This window comes from Alteromonas sp. D210916BOD_24, assembly GCF_047159385.1.
In the GTDB taxonomy this organism is placed as follows: Bacteria; Pseudomonadota; Gammaproteobacteria; order Enterobacterales; family Alteromonadaceae; genus Alteromonas.
This window is the reverse complement of the sequence record NZ_AP038333.1, coordinates 3576599-3594915: the sequence shown is the minus strand read 5'-3', so window position 1 is coordinate 3594915 and position 18317 is coordinate 3576599. Positions and strand designations below refer to the sequence as shown.

The 18317-nt window shown below is 39.4% G+C and carries 17 protein-coding genes; 16 read left to right on the top strand and 1 reads right to left on the bottom strand.

Annotated features, from left to right (window positions below; translation table 11 throughout):
• Positions 1 to 8 precede the first annotated feature (8 nt).
• The 3 genes from ACMCM8_RS15605 to ACMCM8_RS15595 are packed head-to-tail and all read left to right on the top strand — an operon-like array spanning position 9 to position 1439.
• Positions 9 to 239, top strand: a complete 231-nt coding sequence (locus ACMCM8_RS15605) for a hypothetical protein (protein WP_412723507.1) — start codon at positions 9 to 11, stop codon at positions 237 to 239.
• Positions 240 to 276: 37 nt separating this feature from the next.
• Positions 277 to 888 (top strand): exonuclease domain-containing protein, encoded by a 612-nt coding sequence (locus ACMCM8_RS15600; protein WP_412723506.1) that lies wholly within the window; start codon positions 277 to 279, stop codon positions 886 to 888.
• 47 nt (positions 889 to 935) lie between these two features.
• Positions 936 to 1439 (top strand): helix-turn-helix transcriptional regulator, encoded by a 504-nt coding sequence (locus ACMCM8_RS15595; RefSeq protein ID WP_412723505.1) that lies wholly within the window; start codon positions 936 to 938, stop codon positions 1437 to 1439.
• Positions 1440 to 1500: 61 nt separating this feature from the next.
• On the opposite strand, the gene cadR is transcribed toward ACMCM8_RS15595, so the two are convergent.
• On the bottom strand, positions 1501 to 1890 hold the full coding sequence (gene cadR, locus ACMCM8_RS15590; RefSeq protein ID WP_412723504.1) for a Cd(II)/Pb(II)-responsive transcriptional regulator: 390 nt from the start codon (positions 1888 to 1890) through the stop codon (positions 1501 to 1503).
• A gap of 79 nt (positions 1891 to 1969) precedes the next feature.
• Between cadR and ACMCM8_RS15585 the strand changes: the two genes are divergently transcribed.
• The 13 genes from ACMCM8_RS15585 (at position 1970) to ACMCM8_RS15525 (ending at position 18238) form a co-directional block, all read left to right on the top strand.
• Positions 1970 to 2626, top strand: coding sequence for a cation transporter (locus tag ACMCM8_RS15585; RefSeq protein WP_412723503.1), 657 nt, complete (start codon positions 1970 to 1972; stop codon positions 2624 to 2626).
• Between the two features lie 12 nt (positions 2627 to 2638).
• A complete protein-coding gene (locus ACMCM8_RS15580; protein ID WP_412723502.1) occupies positions 2639 to 3379 on the top strand; it encodes a transglutaminase-like domain-containing protein in 741 nt (246 codons plus the stop codon).
• A complete protein-coding gene (locus ACMCM8_RS15575; protein WP_412727752.1) occupies positions 3360 to 4247 on the top strand; it encodes a cation diffusion facilitator family transporter in 888 nt (295 codons plus the stop codon). The genes ACMCM8_RS15580 and ACMCM8_RS15575 overlap by 20 nt, the downstream gene beginning before the upstream one ends.
• A gap of 79 nt (positions 4248 to 4326) precedes the next feature.
• On the top strand, positions 4327 to 4668 hold the full coding sequence (locus tag ACMCM8_RS15570; protein ID WP_412723501.1) for a hypothetical protein: 342 nt from the start codon (positions 4327 to 4329) through the stop codon (positions 4666 to 4668).
• A 66-nt stretch (positions 4669 to 4734) separates the two neighbouring features.
• Positions 4735 to 5961, top strand: coding sequence for an efflux RND transporter periplasmic adaptor subunit (locus tag ACMCM8_RS15565; RefSeq protein WP_412723500.1), 1227 nt, complete (start codon positions 4735 to 4737; stop codon positions 5959 to 5961).
• Between the two features lie 11 nt (positions 5962 to 5972).
• Positions 5973 to 9173 carry an efflux RND transporter permease subunit gene (locus ACMCM8_RS15560; RefSeq protein WP_412723499.1) on the top strand — a complete coding sequence of 1067 codons (3201 nt, stop codon included), beginning with the start codon at positions 5973 to 5975 and terminating at the stop codon, positions 9171 to 9173.
• A gap of 582 nt (positions 9174 to 9755) precedes the next feature.
• The gene (locus ACMCM8_RS15555) at positions 9756 to 10433 is read left to right on the top strand and encodes a response regulator transcription factor (protein WP_412723498.1); all 678 of its coding nucleotides are present in this window, start codon (positions 9756 to 9758) and stop codon (positions 10431 to 10433) included.
• Between the two features lie 212 nt (positions 10434 to 10645).
• Positions 10646 to 12880, top strand: coding sequence for a DUF5916 domain-containing protein (locus tag ACMCM8_RS15550; RefSeq protein WP_412723497.1), 2235 nt, complete (start codon positions 10646 to 10648; stop codon positions 12878 to 12880).
• Between the two features lie 220 nt (positions 12881 to 13100).
• Positions 13101 to 13949, top strand: coding sequence for a phosphatase PAP2 family protein (locus ACMCM8_RS15545; RefSeq protein ID WP_412723496.1), 849 nt, complete (start codon positions 13101 to 13103; stop codon positions 13947 to 13949).
• Complete coding sequence (gene eptA, locus ACMCM8_RS15540; protein ID WP_412723495.1) at positions 13946 to 15514, top strand: phosphoethanolamine--lipid A transferase EptA; 1569 nt, start codon at positions 13946 to 13948, stop codon at positions 15512 to 15514. Before ACMCM8_RS15545 ends, eptA begins: the two co-directional genes overlap by 4 nt.
• Before the next feature lie 200 nt (positions 15515 to 15714).
• The gene (locus ACMCM8_RS15535) at positions 15715 to 16281 is read left to right on the top strand and encodes a glycosyltransferase family 29 protein (RefSeq protein WP_412723494.1); all 567 of its coding nucleotides are present in this window, start codon (positions 15715 to 15717) and stop codon (positions 16279 to 16281) included.
• A 52-nt stretch (positions 16282 to 16333) separates the two neighbouring features.
• A complete protein-coding gene (locus tag ACMCM8_RS15530; RefSeq protein WP_412723493.1) occupies positions 16334 to 17386 on the top strand; it encodes a glycosyltransferase family 9 protein in 1053 nt (350 codons plus the stop codon).
• Positions 17387 to 18238 carry a glycosyltransferase family 2 protein gene (locus tag ACMCM8_RS15525; RefSeq protein ID WP_412723492.1) on the top strand — a complete coding sequence of 284 codons (852 nt, stop codon included), beginning with the start codon at positions 17387 to 17389 and terminating at the stop codon, positions 18236 to 18238.
• Positions 18239 to 18317 lie beyond the last annotated feature (79 nt).

Genomic DNA, 18317 nt, shown 5'->3' with positions numbered 1-18317 from the left:
TGCTAAACGTGGATGTATTCGAAGTTGAATTAAGATTTAGTGTTGGCGAACCGGCACTATCAATGGACGAAATTGACGACAAGCTATATGAAATCGGATTCGATGACGCCTTAGTTGGTCATGACGGCGAGGGTAAAGTAAGTCTTTCGTTGAGCCGTCAGGCCGCTAGTGAAAGAGCATTAATCAGTAGTGTGCAATTGTTAGTAAAGGAAATCTTTCCCAAAGCAACTTGGTTGTAGGAATACATGCATAAACAAAAATTTTATAGGGGGTGCAATGGGTATTGAATATAACGATTTTAAGCCAGATTTTATGCTGCAATCACATGACCATATGATGATTCTGGATATAGAGCATACATGCAGTATAGATGGAAGCATTCCGCCAAATGAGAGGGAAATAATCGAGCTCGGCGCAGTCGTTGTCGATATAAAATCCTTAGAAATCATTGACGAGTTTAGTGCTTTAGTAAAGCCACAAAGAAACCCTGAAATCAGCAATTTCTGTAGTCAATTAACTGGAATAACTCAATCAGAATTAGATAATTCAGACGATTTTAAAACTGTTTTTTCAGATTTTTTGCATTGGTACCCAAAGACCTCAAAAGTACTATTTGCAACTTGGGGAAGTTACGATCTAGTTCAAATAAATATTGATTGTGAATTCCACAATTTACAACATTTTTCGCCCGACACTGTTTTTAATCTAAAAAAGGCGTTTAAAGTAGTTAACAAATTGAAAAAGCCTGTTGGCCTAAGTCGAGCGTTGGAGTTATGTCAGTGTGAATATGAAGGTAATCACCATCGCGCCCTTGATGATGCGAGGAATACCGTTAAGTTACTGCCGTATATTTTAAGCAATCCCAAAGCCTTTATAGATAAGGTTTGATTTACTTGACTGTCATAGGCGAACGTTAAATTCATCGTAGGTTAGATATGAAACATCAAAAAACTCAGCGTGAAAACCCATTTAAAAAAGCGCAGCTTAGGACTCCTGGTGTTGATAGAACTGCATCAAGACGTAGAAGCATTAATAAGTTGCAAAATATTGACCAGATTTCATTCAATGATGGGTCTGAAAATGACGTTAAAAATAAGCGGCTAGATATTGATGCATTAGTAATTGTCCCAGAAAATATTGATGTGCAAATGAATCGTGGTTTCGTCAAAGTCCCTCAAAACAAAGAAGCATTGCACCCTGCACGGTATTTTGAGCAATTGTATTTGTCTAAGTCAACGCAAAAGGAGGCGAGTATTCAAGACGTCATAGGTGATCTAGGTATATCTAATGAACATTTTAACAATTTTTTGAATGAGAAAGTGAGTGTTGATATAGGTTTCGCAAAGAGCCTAGAGCAAGTTACAGGTATGCCATTCGATTTCTGGTTACGCATTCAAGGCAAATTTGATGACTCGAATAAAGTTCACAGTGAAAAATGATTTATTTCAGATGAGGTCTGACGGTCAGTTTTGAGCGATCAGCAGACATTGAAGTTTTCAATTACACCTCTAGCGATTTAATAATACCGCACCTTTCAACTGTATTGTCTGAGGAGCAGGCTTTCTTCATTATTTGAAGCTCGGATTTTAATGCTCTTAACTCTTGAATCCGCTTGTTAACTAAATCGAGCTGGTTTGCAATTAGGTTATTGATTGAAGAGCAACTTTCTTCAGGTTTGTTCTTGAGGTCAAGCAGGGTCTTAATATCTGACAACGGAATATCAAGACTTCGACAGTGTTTAACAAACTCTAATTCTTTCAGAGCTTTTTCATCATATAGCCGAAAATTCCCTTCACTACGGTTAGGTGGATTCAGTAACCCTTCTTTTTCGTAATACCTAATCGTTTGTATTGAACAGCCAGATACCTTGGCTAGTTGGCCTATTTTCATATTAATTCAATTTTAGCTTGACCCTATAGCAACTATAGAGTCTATGATTTAACTATACAAGCTAATAGGAGTTTGAAATATGAGCGGTTGTGGTTGCGAAGTCGAATTAAATGATTCAGAACAAAAGCATGTGCTTTACTGGTTGCTCGGTATCAATGCCTTTATGTTCTTAGTTGAGATTTCCGTCGGTTTATATGCAAATTCGACTGCATTGATAGCAGACTCAATGGATATGCTTGCTGATGCCATTGTCTATGGCATTGCTTTGTACGCCGTAAGCAGAACTCTTAAGCATAAAGCCAATGCTGCTCTGATTAGCGGTTACTTTCAGGTAACACTCGGAATACTGATAATCTCTGACATAGTAAGAAGAATACTCGGAGAAGGTGAGCCTCACTCTTGGTTCATGATCGGCTTTGGTTTTGTAGCATTAATAGCAAACGTCATTTGTTTAGTTTTAATAAGAAAGCATAACAATGGCGAAGTGCATATGCGTGCAAGCTGGATATTTTCAGCCAACGATGTGATCGCAAATATGGGTGTTATTACTGCTGGTGTGTTGGTGATGCTGCTTGATTCTCGCTGGCCTGACATTGTCATCGGTAGTGTGATTGCAACCCTAATTTTAAGAGGGGCTTACCTAATTATTAGTGACGCGAAGGAAGAGCTGAGCAAGGTAGAGTCAACAAGCGAAAACAATAGCTGTAGTGGACGTAAATCAAAATCATGTTCTTAAAGGAGATTGATAATGAGCGCTAATTATTTAGAGAAAACACAAATATTGGATTTTGATGATCACACCATCCAATCGCTAATAGCCGAGCGAAATTGGCAAGCTTTAGATGATTACAACAAGATAGGTGCTGCTTACTCTTTTGTTAAAGACGAAATTCAGTTCGGATATAACCGCAGTGATGATATTGCAGCAAGTGAAGTTTTGGCTGATGGCTATGGTCAGTGTAATACCAAGGGTAACTTGTTAATGGCTCTACTACGGGCGCTCGGTATTCAGTGTCGATTTCATGGTTTCACGATTGATCAACAGCTCCAAAAAGGAGCTATACCCACTTACGTATTTTGGCTTGCACCTAAATATATTATCCATAGTTGGGTTGAAGTTTTCTTTGATGGTGAGTGGATCAACTTAGAAGGTTTTATCCTCGACCATGATTATCTAAGCTCCGTTCAAGCTAAGTTCAGTCAAGATAAAGGTAATTTCTGTGGATATGGTATCGCGACCACCTGTTTGGAGAACCCTCAGACTGATTGGACAGGAAAGGATACATACATTCAAAAGGAAGGCATTCATGATGACTTTGGTTTATACAACTCGCCAGATGAATTTTATAGCGAGAAAGGCACTAATTTGTCAGGCGTAAAGCGCTGGTTATATCAGTCGGTGATTCGTCATCTTATCAATATGAATATTAATCGCCTGAGAAATGCTAGTAACCAAAGTAGAGGTAAAAATGCACAGCCACAATCATAGTCACCACCACTCACACGATAAAAATGAGCGCATTGGTTGGACATTTTTTCTAAATGTTACTTTTACCATCATTGAATTCATCGGCGGCTGGCTAACCAATAGTACGGCAATCATGGCTGACGCAGTTCATGATTTAGGTGACAGCATATCCATCGGTTTTGCTTGGTTGTTGAGCTACTTTTCAGATAAACAAGCATCTTCGACTTACAGTTACGGTTATAAGCGCTTGTCACTGTTTGGTGCCTTAATAAATAGTGTAGTTTTAATTGCTGGCTCTATCTTTATTTTAGTTGAGGCAATTCCTCGATTATCTAACCCAGAAATGCCAATGGTAGAGGGAATGCTAGGATTGGCATTACTTGGTGTTACACTAAATGGTTATGCCGTATATAAACTTAAGGCTGGAACCACATTAAACGAAAAGGTATTAACATGGCATCTATTAGAGGATGTCCTTGGCTGGGTTGCCGTCCTTATCGTATCAATTATCTTGATGTTTGTGGATTGGCCTATTTTAGATCCGTTGTTATCTATCGCTTTTACCCTCTTTATTCTGTTTAACGTCCTAAAAAACTTAAGGTCTACGTTAGCATTATTCTTACAAGCGTCACCTGATAAAGAAATACAAGCAAAGATAACTGAAGCCTTACTTTCGAAACATGAAGTAAAAGAAGTGCATCACTTACACTATTGGTCTTTAGATGGTGAAAGTCATGTGCTAACGGCGCACCTTGTTTTGAATGCTCCGTACGATGTACCTAAGTTACAATCACTCAAGCAGCTAATTTCTGAGGACTTAAGCGGTTTTGATTTGTCGCATACCACCATTGAGTTTGAATTTCCCAATGAAGTTTGCAGAGATGAGTAACATTTACACTTGTTAACTAGCTTAGATTTGTACGCATAAATTTGTTACATTACCAACGTCTAACGAAGAGAATAGAATATTGAATATTAACATTGCTTTAAAAATACTGCTGATTATATCGATTGTTTTGCAATCGTTTGTTGCTGTATCTGCAAGCATGGAATCTCATCAGTTAGACGTTGAACATCTACAAACCATTCATGACCACAAAACAGATTATTCTCCTCAGTTAGATAGTGATAACGAACATGATATGAAAGATTGCCACCATTGCGGACACTGTAGTGGCAATCATACCAGTTGGATTTTAGTTAAAGCGTTTACACCAAACCTGTCTTTAAATCACTCACATAACTTCAACAAAATAACTTTATTGCCTTTGGGTATTTCAACTAGGCTCTATCGTCCACCTATCGCTTAACTTTTTACTCCATACAGTGCGTTTTTGCGCAAACACAATTTGGTTTAATAAAAGTTAAGAGTCATTATGAATAATATTTTTCGAACTACTGGCGTAGCGTTAGTAGTCATTATTGCTGTGTTTTCAATAAACACAACACAGGCTGATAAAAGTCAAAATAACAAACAACACGATGAACATTCGCATGAACATGAAAAGCCTATCAAGAAAGCTACTGATGAACATGATCATGCAGAGGGTGAAGAACATAAAACTGAGAGCCTCGTCAAAGAGGAGGAGCATAAAGAAGGGATTTCTTTAAGTGCACAAAAAATTGAATTAGCAGGCATTGAAGTAGATGCTGTTTTTCCAAAGAAATACTTGAACACGGTTTACGCACCAGGAGAAGTCAAAGCCAATGGCTATAAGAGCTATCTTGTTTCACCTCGCACGGATTCAGTGGTTATTAATCGCCATGCGAGCTTGGGAGACCACGTAAAGTCTGGAGAAAAATTAGTTACCTTGTTCAGCGAAACAATGGCTCAAACTCAAGCAGATTTTTTAATAGCCTCTTCTAATTGGAAGCGAGCGAAAAAGCTAGGAAGTAACAACATAAGCGAACGTACGCTTGTTGAAGCAGAAAACATCTATAAAGGTGTTTATGGAAAGTTAGTAGCTTTTGGCTTAACAAAGCAGGCGATTGACAAAATAGCCCAACAAGATAGCGCTACGTTTGGGCAATACGTGCTTATAGCTGAGCGGGACGGTGTTGTACTGCAAGATGACTTCATGCAAGGTCAGCGCATTGAAGCGGGTGAAACCATTATGTTACTCGCCGATGAAAACGACCTTTGGGTAGAAGCAAATGTTCCCCCTAACAAAGAGTTAAATTTAGCGTTAGGCAGTCCGGCCTTAATTAATTTAAATGGTATTAAATACCAAGCCAACGTCATTCAAGAAGCTCATACTATCGATCCCATTACACGAACCCGAATAGTGAGACTGTCGGTCACTAATACTGGACATAAGCTTCATTCAGGTATGTTTGTGAAAGTCTATTTTCAATTCGAATCGAACAGCGAAGTCATTGCAGTATCAGAAGAAGCGTTGATTAGAAGCAGTGATGGTGATTGGACTGTGTTTATTGAAGACCATCCAAATAAATTTAAAGCAGTCGAAGTAACACGAGGTCGGTCTTTTGGTGAATACCGAGAAGTTTTCGGCCTTGAATCTGGAACGAAAGTCGTTACCCGTGGTGCTTTTTTTGTCGCCTCTGAGATAGCTAAGGGCGGCTTTGACCCGCACAATCATTAAGGAGACCAGTTATGTTTAATCGAATTATTGATTGGTCTATTAACAATAGATTGCTCGTGCTGATCGCACTACTTGCATTGATAGCAAGTGCTGTTATTACCATACCTAAGTTGAATTTGGATGCGTTCCCAGACGTTACAAACGTACAAGTGGCTGTTAATACCGAAGCACCAGGTTTAGCCGCAGAAGAAGTAGAGCAACTTATCACATATCCAATTGAAGCTGTGATGTACGCATTACCAGATGTAGAACAAGTGCGCTCTATTTCAAAAACAGGTTTGTCGGGTGTCACTGTAGTCTTTAAAGAAGGCACGGATATATATTTTGCTAGGCAATTGGTATTTGAACGCTTACAAGCTGCAAAGGAACTAATACCTGCTGGGGTTGGGACACCAGAGATGGGGCCAAACACTTCTGGTTTAGGGCAAGTATTTCAATATTTGCTGATATCAGACGACACAAGCAAGTATGACTCAATGGCGCTTAGAAGTCTGAATGACTGGATCATTAAACTACTAATAATGCCTGTAGACGGTGTTACAGATGTGCTGTCATTCGGTGGTAACGTTCGCCAATATCAAGTTAATGTCGACCCGTCCAAATTACTATCCTACGAGTTAACCCAAGAGGACGTGGTATCCGCACTTGAAAATAACAACGCCAATGTCGGTGGCTGGTACATGAATCGCGGCCAAGAACAGCTTGTTATTCGTGGTACTGGTTGGTTCGAAAGTGGTGAAAAAGGTATTGAGAATATTCAACAGGTGCCTGTTAAAACACTTAATGGTGTAGTTGTTACTGTTTCGGATGTCGCCAACGTAGAGCTTGGTGCTGAGATCAGGCAAGGTGCTGTCACTATGACCCGCAAAACGGACAATGGCAATGTTGAGAACTTAAGTGAAGTGGTCTCTGGCATTGTATTAAAACGCATGGGGTCAAATACCAAAGCGACGATAGATGGTATTAATGCTAGAACAAAGCTTATCAATCAGGCATTACCAGAAGGTGTGCGATTTGAGCCTTTTTATGACCAAGCTGACTTGATTGAAAAAGCGGTAGCAACGGTTGTTGAAGCCCTTACTTTAGCTTTTATTTTTATCACTATTGTACTCGCCTTATTTTTAATGAATTTAAGAGCTACATTTCTAGTGCTTATCTCAATTCCAATTTCCATTGGTATTGCATTAATGGTGATGGCTTGGTTAGGTATTTCAGCCAACTTGATGTCGCTTGGCGGTATAGCGGTAGCTATTGGCATGTTAGTCGATGGCTCAGTTGTTATGGTTGAAAATATGTTTAAACATTTAAACCGCCCCGATCCGACGCATTTTAATGAAGCTCTGAAGCGCCTGCCAACAACCGATACCGATCCTCATGATGTTGAAAGTGACGTAACGGGCGTTGATTTAAGGCTAAAAGAAGCAGGAAAAGAAGTTGCTCGCCCTGTTTTTTTCGCTGCTTCGATTATTCTGGTTGTTTTTACACCACTGTTTAGTTTCGAAGGTGTTGAAGCAAAGCTGTTTCAACCAATGGCTATCAGCATTATGTTAGCTGTGATGTCAGCTATTGTAGTTGCTTTATTTATTGTTCCTGCACTTGCCACTTTTATGTTTAATAGAGGGGTGAAAGAAAGAGAAAGTTTGATTTTAAAACCTATTGATATTTTGTATCGAAAGTTATTGAAAATCGCATTGAAGCAAACCAAGTTTGTTGTTTTCATGTCATTAGCACTCATCGCTTCGGCAGCGGCAATTATTCCACAAATTGGAACTGAGTTCGTGCCAGAGTTAGAAGAAGGAACGATTAACCTAAGGGTGACACTAGCCCCATCTTCAAGTTTGGAAACAGCGCTCTCGGTTGCTCCTATATTAGAAGAAAAGCTAATGGCTTACCCAGAAGTGACTTACGCATTAAGCCGAATTGGCCGAGCAGAAATTGGCGGCGATCCAGAGCCTGTGAACAACATAGAAATTTATATTGGCCTCAAGCCTGTTTCGGAGTGGACAAGCGCCTCTAATCGTTATGAGCTGCAAGATAAAATGGAGCGTTCATTAGAAGAATTTCCGGGACTGTTACTAAATTTCTCTCAGCCTATTGCCACTCGTGTAGATGAGTTGTTATCGGGGGTTAAAGCACAACTTGCCATTAAATTATTTGGCTCTGATTTACAGGTGCTAGCAAATAAAGGGCGAGAAATTGAAACTGAGATTAAGTCAATTGATGGCGCAAAGGACGTTGCACTTGAGCAGATTGCAGGTGAAGCACAACTTGTTATCGCTCCTAATAGACTTGAGCTTTCTCGATATGGTTTATCCGTTGGTGATGTCATGGAAGTGGTTCAAGACGGTATTGGTGGTGTTGAGGCAGGACAAATTATTAATGGTAACGAACGTTATGATATATACGTGCGCCTAGATGAAGAATTTAGAGCTAATAGTGAAGCAATAGCCGATATTAGACTGCAATCTCCTACAGGGGCTTGGGTACGCATTGGCGATGTAGCTTCTGTATCTTTTGAGTCTGGCCCTCCACAGGTTAGGCGAGATGATGTACAGCGTCGGGTGGTTATTCAAGCCAACGTCCAAGGCCGAGACATGGGCAGTGTGGTTGAAGATATTCAAGCAAAGATAGCCTCTGAGGTAGAATTGCCAGCAGGTTATTCGGTATCAATTGGTGGGCAATTCGAAAGTCAGCAGCGAGCGCAACAGCGCCTTTCTATTGTCGTACCGTTGTCATTGGCTTTAATCGCATTACTCCTTTATTTTGCATTTGGTTCAGTAGGACAAGCGATGCTGATCTTACTTAATGTTCCACTAGCTGTTATTGGCGGTGTATTTTCACTGTATATTTCGGGGCAGTACCTATCAGTTCCAAGCTCTGTTGGCTTTATTACCTTATTTGGTGTGGCGGTGCTTAATGGTGTAGTAATGGTCGAAAGCATTAATCAACGAATAAAAGATGGGCTTACGACAGCAGAAGCAATATTTGATGGTGCTACATCAAGATTGCGCCCCGTGCTAATGACAGCAATCACATCAGCGTTAGGTCTAATACCTATGTTAATGTCTAATGGTGTCGGCTCTGAAATTCAACGACCACTTGCTAGCGTAATTGTTGGTGGCTTAATTACAGCAACATTACTCACGTTATTTATTGTACCAAGCTTATATCAGTTATTTTCTAAAGAAAAAATAAAAGAGTTAGCGTCATAACAAGTCCATTTAGCCCCATACAATTTTTGTTTTGGGGCTGTTCATACGATTTGTTCCCAAATTACAAAGTCACATGAAGGTCTGTTAATGGCACAAGTGAGACAGTCAGATTTGATTAAGTTCTGCTAGTCGAATCGGACAGATCAAGTTAAGACTTATTCATATAAGCGTGTTCATATAAGCGTTGATCACACCTTTGCTAGGAGGCTGGAACTCGTCACAGGTATGCCATTCTATTTCTGGTTACGTACTCAATACAAATTTGATAACTATAACATGCGCTCAAATTCGACAGCGTAAACTCACTTTCCATCTTTGTTTGCACACAGGTTTAGCCTTATTGAGAAAGGGAAAAACTCTACTTTCCAACCTTGTTTGAATGCACTCCAAAAAGACACACTGATTTTTAAAGGAAAGTGATTAGCCCCCACTTTCCGACTTAGTTAATAGATGACATTTAGTGCTGATCTACGTATTTAGCTAAGTTGGGAGCGAACGAAAACTTCAGTCAATATTCAGTAAAACTTAAAGTTTGAGGACTATCTTTGACTCATATCATTATGTTTTCTTGGATTACTTGATTTGAACTTACTCATAATTGAAGATTCCGTATCACTGCGTAGAAGTTTAAAAGTGGGTTTATCTAATCTAGGATTCACTATTGATGATACAGGTGATGTATCTGAAGGTCTAAGCATGGCGTTGGCCGGCGATTATTCCTTACTTATTTTAGACCTGATGCTTCCATCTGTAGACGGAACTTCCATTTTAAAAGCGATTAGACAAGCCAAAAAAGATATTCGAGTAATGATCCTCTCAGCCAAAAACCTTACTGAAGATAAAGTTGAAGGTTTATTGAACGGTGCAGATGATTATTTAACGAAACCTTTTTCATTCGATGAGTTACATGTTCGTTTACTCTGTTTAATGCGCCGTGGCTCTTTGATGGATGTTAATGAAAGTAGGATCAGCATAGGGCAGTTGTCTCTCGATTTGCATTTAAAGCTATTAAAATGCGGTGACAATGATGCCCATTTAACCCCCAATGAATATAAAATTGTAGAATGCCTTTTTTCCAATCAAGGCAAAGTTATTTCTGCCGAAAAATTGAGTGAATATTTAGCAGGTCAATTCGATGCAATAGCCAAGAATTCTTTAGAGGCTCATATGTCATCGGCAAGGAAAAAAGTCAAAGCCTTGGGATATGAGCTTCCTATAAAGACCAAACGAGGCTTTGGTTACTATACCGAAAGGGGTTAAGGCACTCTGTCAAATAATCCCTCGCTGCAATATATCTAACTTTATGTTTCTCATGCTTATACTCTTGCAGATTGCCTTTGCCGTTGACATGTGGATGTGTAAAAAATTCAATACCGTAATGGTAACAAAGCGATCTGTATTCAAAAGTCTTGTCGAGAAAGACCTAAAACGGCCACTTTTGTCTCTTTTGTTGAATAATGAGGCATAACTCCTTGTTTTTTCTTTCATCCATGCGAAAAAGTAAACTTGTCTTTCTAGTTATTAGTATCATCTATCCTGCCGTTTCGTTAGCTGAGAATGTCTATTTAGACGGTATTCTTGATGATGCAATATGGAAAAACATTCCCAGGCATTCAACAAATTTTCAGGTTGTCCCTCAGACTTTTTTAAAGAACGACGACAATTTCTTTTATCAGGTTTATCCCACACAACAGGGGCTCTACCTAGCATTTTCAGCACGTGTATCAGGCGTATTGAGACTCCGTACGCAGGAGAACGATACCCTTTTCTCAAATGACAACGTTCAGATAATGTTAGATATGAACAATACTGAGCAGTTTAGTTATGTATTTGCAGTCAATCATCAGGGCTATACGTATGATGGTATTTACAAACAAAATAAAGAGCTGGATTTAGACTGGAGTAGCGATTGGAAATATGCCACGAACAGAACGGCATCTGATTGGTCAGCTGAAATTTATATTCCATGGTCAGTAATGACATTTGGATTAAAAAACGAGAATACATATGGTTTATCCATTACTCGTTATGATGAAGCGACAAATACGACCTTTTCATCCATTCCGGCAAATGCGTCGATGAATAGTTTCTTAGCAAACTTTAAGAAAGAAACGGTAACCGTTATTACGGAGTCAAACCTAGATATATTCCCATATGTTTCTATTAACAAGAATATAGAAAACAGTAGAAGTTCTCAGGATGTTGGGGTCGAAATATTTTGGAATACGTCAAATAATCATAAGTTTAGCGCAACTTTAAACCCAGACTTTGCGCAAGTTGAAGCAAATGAACTTGTCGTCAATTTTTCTGCAATAGAAAATTTTTTTAGTGAGCGTCGCCCTTTCTTCAATGAAAATCAAAATATATTCAATGTTAATGGGCCAGAAAATTTACGAGTGGTTCATACTCCGAGAATTGGTGGGGAATCATTCTACGAGCAAGACTACCAAAGAGAACTTAATTCAGCGTTCAAATATACATTCGGTAACCAGACTTTTGATTTGGGTTTACTATCTGCATTTGAAAGCACATCTGCGGGGAAAAAGGGGCGGGATTTTTGGTCACTTCGAGGTCAATACCATGTTGGGGCAAACAAATTAGGCCTGTCTGTAAATTATGTTGATACGCCTAGCATTAATAGAAAAGCCGCGGTTTTCGCGACCGATTTCACTTTGGCATTATCCGAAAATACAGAAGTTTTCGCTGGTTTAGTGAAAACTGAAACTGAACAAAACCTCCAAATGGTCAATGACATTGGATGGTGGTTATATGGTAGCACTGAGCTGTTCCAGCGACATATCCACGAAGTGAGTATTTTTAGTTATGGTAATGACCTACAGCTAAATGACATTGGCTTTGTTCGGCAAGTTAACAGAAAGCAATTTGAGTATGAGTATACTTACCAGATTCCAGACCTAAACTTTTTGAATATCAGAGATATCGCTTTTTCGTTAGAAACCGAAGTCAAAACTAACTTTCAGAATGAATCACTGCCAAAGGCAATAGATACTGGGATTGAACTGGTTACAGAATCTGGCTATGAAATCCAGTTAAACATTGAGTATGGCTCTTCTGGCGTCGATGATTTGATCACAAGAGGCAATGGCTCAGTTTGGTTTCCATCCTACTATATTGCGGAGTTTGAAGTTGAGACACCTCAATACGATTGGGGGAGTCTATCTTTTGTTGCTGAGCGCGGAACGGAAGGTTTTTCTGGTGACTTCTATAGTGTAGAAAGTCAGCTGGAGCGACAGTTTAGTGACAGTCTACTGGCATCATTTACCGCAACTCAATATAACAGTGAAAGTTGGTTTGATTGGGATGAAGATAATTTAGTAAATGAATATCACTTCACAGAGCAAGGTATCGCATTGAGTATCGACTACCAGATTGCAGATAACCAAGAGCTTCGCTTTAAATTTGAATCAGTCATAGGTAAGGCCAGACAGTTAGGACAATATGAAGTCGATCATTCAGGGCGCTTAGCTAAGCTGGAAGATTTAGAAGACTTTTCATTTGCAGAAAGTGCATTTCAAATGCGCTACAAATATTCGCTCAGTAACGTCACTGCTTTTTATTTAAGTTATGGATTTGGTGGTGAATTCGAAGATGATATCGCAAAGTTTGGAAAACTAAACTTGTATAGGCGTTCCATTGCATTTAAATATGCACACAATGTTTTTGCCAAAATCAGAATAAAGCTATAGCGTGCTATAGAACGTTCAACGTGTATACGCCCCTCTTAAAACACTACTCTATTGCAGCAACGTAATAAGCGATGATTGGCAATAATTAAAAAAGCGTTTCTCTCATTTAAATTACCCTAGTTAAGAAAAAGTATAGTAATTTCAGATAGTTTTAAGTTTTGAATAAGTAAATCTTAAGACTGTTTAGATACGTTGGTGTCACTTGATGTTGAGGTGACATATGTACTCTAAAACCGCTTCTATTGTGATCGGGCAGCATTCTGAACTCCGACATTGGAAATTAGTCAGTGTTGGAATTTTGATCGTCCTTGTAGTGGCAAGTATCGCAATTGATAAAAATGCTTATACAAATGGGCAAGCGGTTCCATTTATGTGGCTCAATAAAGAATTACAATTTATGCCAGAAGCATTTTGGCTAAATGTCACCTATTTGGGTGATGCACTTATTCTCATACCGCTTTTATCATTTGTGTGGCTAATTCAACCACGGTGCTGGGCCGCCATGTTTGGTGCTATTCCTTTCGCCTTAATCGTAAGTCATTTGGGAAAACACTTTTTTTCAATACCACGCCCTGCAGCAATTTTGGATAATAACACTTTTACCATCATAGGAAAGACGCTTACCGCCCATACAAGCTTTCCTTCAGGGCACACAACAACGATTTTTACAGCCTTATCGGCAATTCTGTTTGTGTTAATGCGCAACAATAAAACTTCACCGAAGATAAAATTTGGCTTAACGGTGGGGCTTTTCATATTAGCTTCAGTCGTAGCGGTATCGAGAGTAGCAGTAGGAGCACATTGGCCTGCGGACTTGGTTTTGGGCATGGTTATAGGGATCACAGCAGGGCTAATCGGAGAGTATTTAACAAGAAAGTATACCCGTTGGTGGATGTGGTGGATTACAAAGCCCAGTGCCCAATTCTGCTTTCTACTGCTTTTTAATTCATTATTACTATATTGCGTTATGCTATTTAAAGTACCTGCCTTATTTGTAGTGTCACTAAGTATTGGCATCAGCCTATTGGTAATGGGAGTGTTGTTGTCAAAAACAGTCACATCAAAATGAAATTGATTTTTGCTGAACCCCCAAAAACAAGCACTTACATATTCGTTGTCAGTTTGCTGTCTACATTAGTTTTTAATATTGAACTGTTTAAATATGTCATTGCAAATGTGGGGATTACTACTTTTAGTGGGATACAAGTATTTCTATCAGTATTCTCGATAGCCTTTTATTTTACTTTTGTTATTAGTACTTTTATCGGCCTGATTTCGCCCTCACTTTTACGTCTGTTTTTAGCAATAACGACAGTACTTAACGTCACTGCATTATATTTTATGACAGTGTATAACGTTGTCCTCGATAGAATGATGATGGGTAACATTTTCAATACCCGGCTCAGTGAATCTCAGGAGTTATTCACGTTTGATGCAATATCTTATACAGTTATTGTGGGCATTTTACCTGCCTTTCTATTATTTAAAGTTAGAAGTGGGAATTGGGATAGAATACGAATAGCTGCAAACGGTTTAGTTATCACATGTCTCGCATTGTTGTTTCTCTATGCTAACTCAACAAGTTGGTTATGGATTGACAAGCACGCGAGTATGCTTGGTGGGAAAATCTTACCGTGGTCCTACATTATCAATTCAACGCGACACTATATGAGTACAAGTCGCTCAATAGAAGATCAGAGTGAATTACCTCAGGGGCGTTTTACTAATGCCAGAAAAACGATTGTCGTATTGGTCATTGGAGAAACCGCTCGTTCAGATAACTTTTCACTTTACGGCTATAACAAAAAGACCAATCCACTCTTAGAAGCACAATCAAACTTGCTTATATTGAATGGTACTCAGTCGTGCACAACGTACACGACGGGGTCGCTAGCGTGCATTTTAGCGCCGAGTCGAGAATACCTATCTTTTGAAGCCCTACCCACATATTTGCACCGCCATGGTGCCGAAGTAATTTGGCGAACCAACAACTGGGGAGAGCCGCCCATTGAAGTGTCATCGTATGTTGAGGCGGGGGAACTAAAAAAAGCGTGTAATGGTGAAAAGTGTCGTTTCGATGAGGTGTTATTGAGCGATCTGGCAAGTGTGATTGAATCGTCAGACGCAAATAAAATCTTAGTTGTATTGCATACCAAAGGTAGCCATGGACCTAGCTATTATGATCGCTATCCAAAAGCGTTTAATAGGTTCTCTCCTGTGTGTCAGGAAGAAGAAATTAGAAAATGTGAAGCTGAAGAGTTAGTCAATGCATATGACAATACTATTGTGTATACGGATCATTTTTTAGCTCAAACAATAAAAGCGTTGGAGAGCCTCAATGACACGCCATCCGTAATGATGTATCTATCAGACCATGGAGAATCTCTCGGAGAATATGGTTTGTATCTCCATGGAACACCTTACACCTTTGCACCTGACTATCAAAAGAACATTCCTTTTTTGATTTGGACATCTAATGCATTTTTGAAGCATAAAAATTTGCAAATAGAGCGTGTCAGTCAAGCTGGAAACTACTCTCAATTCAGTATATTCCACACCATTTTAGGGGCTTTTGATTTCGAGTCAGATGTCTATGACCGCCAATTAGATGTACTAAAAAATAGCAGCCATTAAGTCGTTTTAAAAATCAAAACTTCAGTTTCAAATCAGCGGTTCTTCAGAATAATTAATTAGTCTGTTCAGTAGCTTAACTAGTTATACGAACAAAAATGATGAATTTAACTGTCGTCTTTCAACGCTCACAAAGTCAAACGATAAAACTTATAGACCAAATTAGGTTTTATAAGGCTATTTATACGAACGATGATGGCTTTTTGAACAGAAAATTGGTTGATGACTTCTGGTCGATAGCGAGTGCGGTTGAAGGCAAGCATGTCGCACTAGTTGGAAATGCCCGGTCATTGTGCTCAAGCACTTATGGCAATTCAATCGATGCTAATGACATTGTTATACGTATTAACAGAGCACCTAAGTATTCTACATCAAGCCATGGTGTAAAAACCGACTGGTTAGCATTAGCAACGTCAATTAAAGAGAGCCATTACCGCGGGCTTTCAACAAAGAAATTGATTTGGATGTCCCATAAACGAAAACGAATTCAACAATGGATGATGAACGAACCCTTCTACTTGTTCCCGCAAACACTTTATCTTGAAATAAAGGCGCGTTTGGGGGCTCCGCCATCGACGGGCATTATGATGTTGTATTGGTTGTCGAATACTTCCCTTGCCTCTCTCAATGTATATGGTTTCGATTTTTTTAAATCACTATCGTTGACTGGCAGCAGAACTGAAAAACAAGTGCCCCATGATTTTGCCGCAGAACAAGAGTGGTTTCAGGAATTAGTGGGCTCTCGAAACAACGTGTTTCTTCATCAATGAAAAATCAATGTAACTATCGATTACTCACTAATAAATCGCGAACACGATACCCATGAAAATTTGTTTTTTTAGGCTCTCAGCGCTTGGCGATTGTGTTTTAGCAACACCTGCTGTAAATGCCATATTAGCGACATTTCCTGAATGTGAGTTCACCTGGGTAACCACGAAGCCCGTTGCCGAAATGCTTGCGGGCATGCCAAATGTACGGTTTCTCATTATCGATAAACCCAGAACGTTTAAGGACTATTTAACGTTAAGAAACACTTTTAAACGTATTCACTTCGACATACTACTGGCCGCACAGGCGAGTTTGCGAACTAACCTAATCTACCCATTAATAAAAGCAAAGAGAAAGATAGGGTTTGACACAGTTCGCGCCAAAGACCTGCACCAATATTTCGTCAGTGAGTCAATTGAATTTAAAGAAGAGCATTTGGCTGATGGCTTTATGCAGTTTGCATATTATGTAGGTGCGCAAAACAATCAGTTTAATTGGTACATAAATAGTGAAAAAGGCATAAGTCAGTCTATTGTCGCTTCCTATAAACCCAGCATTGTCATTAATATTGCCGCAAGTAAAAAAGAGCGCACATGGCCTGCAAAACACTACGTACAATTAATTCAACGGCTAATTGACCAAGTGGATTGTTATTTAATTTTGGTTGGCGGAAGTTCCGCTTTAGACAGATTACAAGAAAAAGAGATACTGAGCCACGTACATGCTAAGACACTCTTAAACCTTATCGGTAAAACAAGTATTTCTGAACTAGTCGCTTTGTTGAGAGTGAGCGAGGTCCTTATCAGCCCCGACAGCGGCCCAATTCATATGGCTACAGCCTTAAACATTCCGGTTGTAGGCCTATTCGCAGTCGCTAGGCCTGAGTTGTCAGGTCCTTATGCCGCATTGGAATTTACCGTTAACAAATACCCTGAAGCAGTCCAATGCTATTTAGGTAAAAGTCCACATCAGGTGAAATGGCATGAAAGAGTTCATGATGAGCGCGCGATGCAATTGATAAGCGTAGAAGAAGTATATGACGCTGCGCTTAAAGCACTAGATAGCAACAAGCGATCATCTAATTTATTTCGCAACAAGGGGAAGTAAATGTTACGGAAAAGACGAACGATAGCGGTCACTATTATTTGTTGTAACGAAGAAGATAGAATTGAGGCATGTTTAGACTCAGTAGATGGTTGGGCTGATCAAATCATTATATTAGACAGTGGTAGCAGTGATAAAACAGTAGATATTGCTATGAAATACGATGCAGAAATCTACAGTACTGATTGGCCCGGTTACGGTCGACAACGAGCAAGAGCGCTTGCAAAAGTGCAATGTGAGTGGGTTTTCGCTATTGATGCAGATGAACGGGCGTCAAAGGAGTTGAAGTTGGAAATTGACAATTTGCTAACGCAAGAGGTTGTTCCATGTTCAGTGTATCGTATTCCGTGGGTGCCATTTTTTTTAGGGAAAAAGCTCAGGAATGGAAGGTATGCATCACCACAGGCTCGACTTTTTATTAAAAAAGGGGCGCATTATCCTTCTGCTCAAATTCACGAAACTCTCATTTTCCCGCCAGGGAAGGTGGGGTATTTACGTGGAGGACTCATTCATTACAGTTACAGGAACTATGGGCATTGCATCGCCAAGCATAATGAATATTCATGGCTACTTTCTAAAGAAAAATACGCGAAACGAAAAAGCAGTAACCTATTTTTTGCCACTATCCGATCATGGTGGGAGTTTATCCATCAGTTTTTTTTCCGGAAACTATTTCTAGATGGATGGCATGGTTATTTGCAAGCAATCGTTTTAAAGCAATATTCATTTAATAAATATGCGGGTTTATGGAGTCTGCAACAAACTAAGGCTGAGATAGATCCTGCTTTTGAATCGAAACATCGAGGACCTAGTTTAGTCGATATCAGTGACGAGAAAGTAACGCGTTTAAAATAGCCCCAGTGATAAATAACCATCACTTTAGAAAATCATCGAATAGCGCAACCTTAGCTTTTCTTTTACAATTTTCGCTACT

Excerpts from the sequence above, each read along its gene's own strand:
- ACMCM8_RS15600 (WP_412723506.1), top strand. The coding sequence starts at position 277 with ATGGGTATTGAATATAACGATTTTAAGCCAGATTTTATGCTGCAATCA.
- ACMCM8_RS15595 (WP_412723505.1), top strand. The coding sequence starts at position 936 with ATGAAACATCAAAAAACTCAGCGTGAAAACCCATTTAAAAAAGCGCAG.
- cadR (WP_412723504.1), bottom strand. The coding sequence starts at position 1,890 with ATGAAAATAGGCCAACTAGCCAAGGTATCTGGCTGTTCAATACAAACG.
- ACMCM8_RS15585 (WP_412723503.1), top strand. The coding sequence starts at position 1,970 with ATGAGCGGTTGTGGTTGCGAAGTCGAATTAAATGATTCAGAACAAAAG.
- ACMCM8_RS15580 (WP_412723502.1), top strand. The coding sequence starts at position 2,639 with ATGAGCGCTAATTATTTAGAGAAAACACAAATATTGGATTTTGATGAT.
- ACMCM8_RS15575 (WP_412727752.1), top strand. The coding sequence starts at position 3,360 with ATGCACAGCCACAATCATAGTCACCACCACTCACACGATAAAAATGAG.
- ACMCM8_RS15565 (WP_412723500.1), top strand. The coding sequence starts at position 4,735 with ATGAATAATATTTTTCGAACTACTGGCGTAGCGTTAGTAGTCATTATT.
- ACMCM8_RS15560 (WP_412723499.1), top strand. The coding sequence starts at position 5,973 with ATGTTTAATCGAATTATTGATTGGTCTATTAACAATAGATTGCTCGTG.
- ACMCM8_RS15545 (WP_412723496.1), top strand. The coding sequence starts at position 13,101 with ATGTACTCTAAAACCGCTTCTATTGTGATCGGGCAGCATTCTGAACTC.
- eptA (WP_412723495.1), top strand. The coding sequence starts at position 13,946 with ATGAAATTGATTTTTGCTGAACCCCCAAAAACAAGCACTTACATATTC.
- ACMCM8_RS15530 (WP_412723493.1), top strand. The coding sequence starts at position 16,334 with ATGAAAATTTGTTTTTTTAGGCTCTCAGCGCTTGGCGATTGTGTTTTA.
- ACMCM8_RS15525 (WP_412723492.1), top strand. The coding sequence starts at position 17,387 with ATGTTACGGAAAAGACGAACGATAGCGGTCACTATTATTTGTTGTAAC.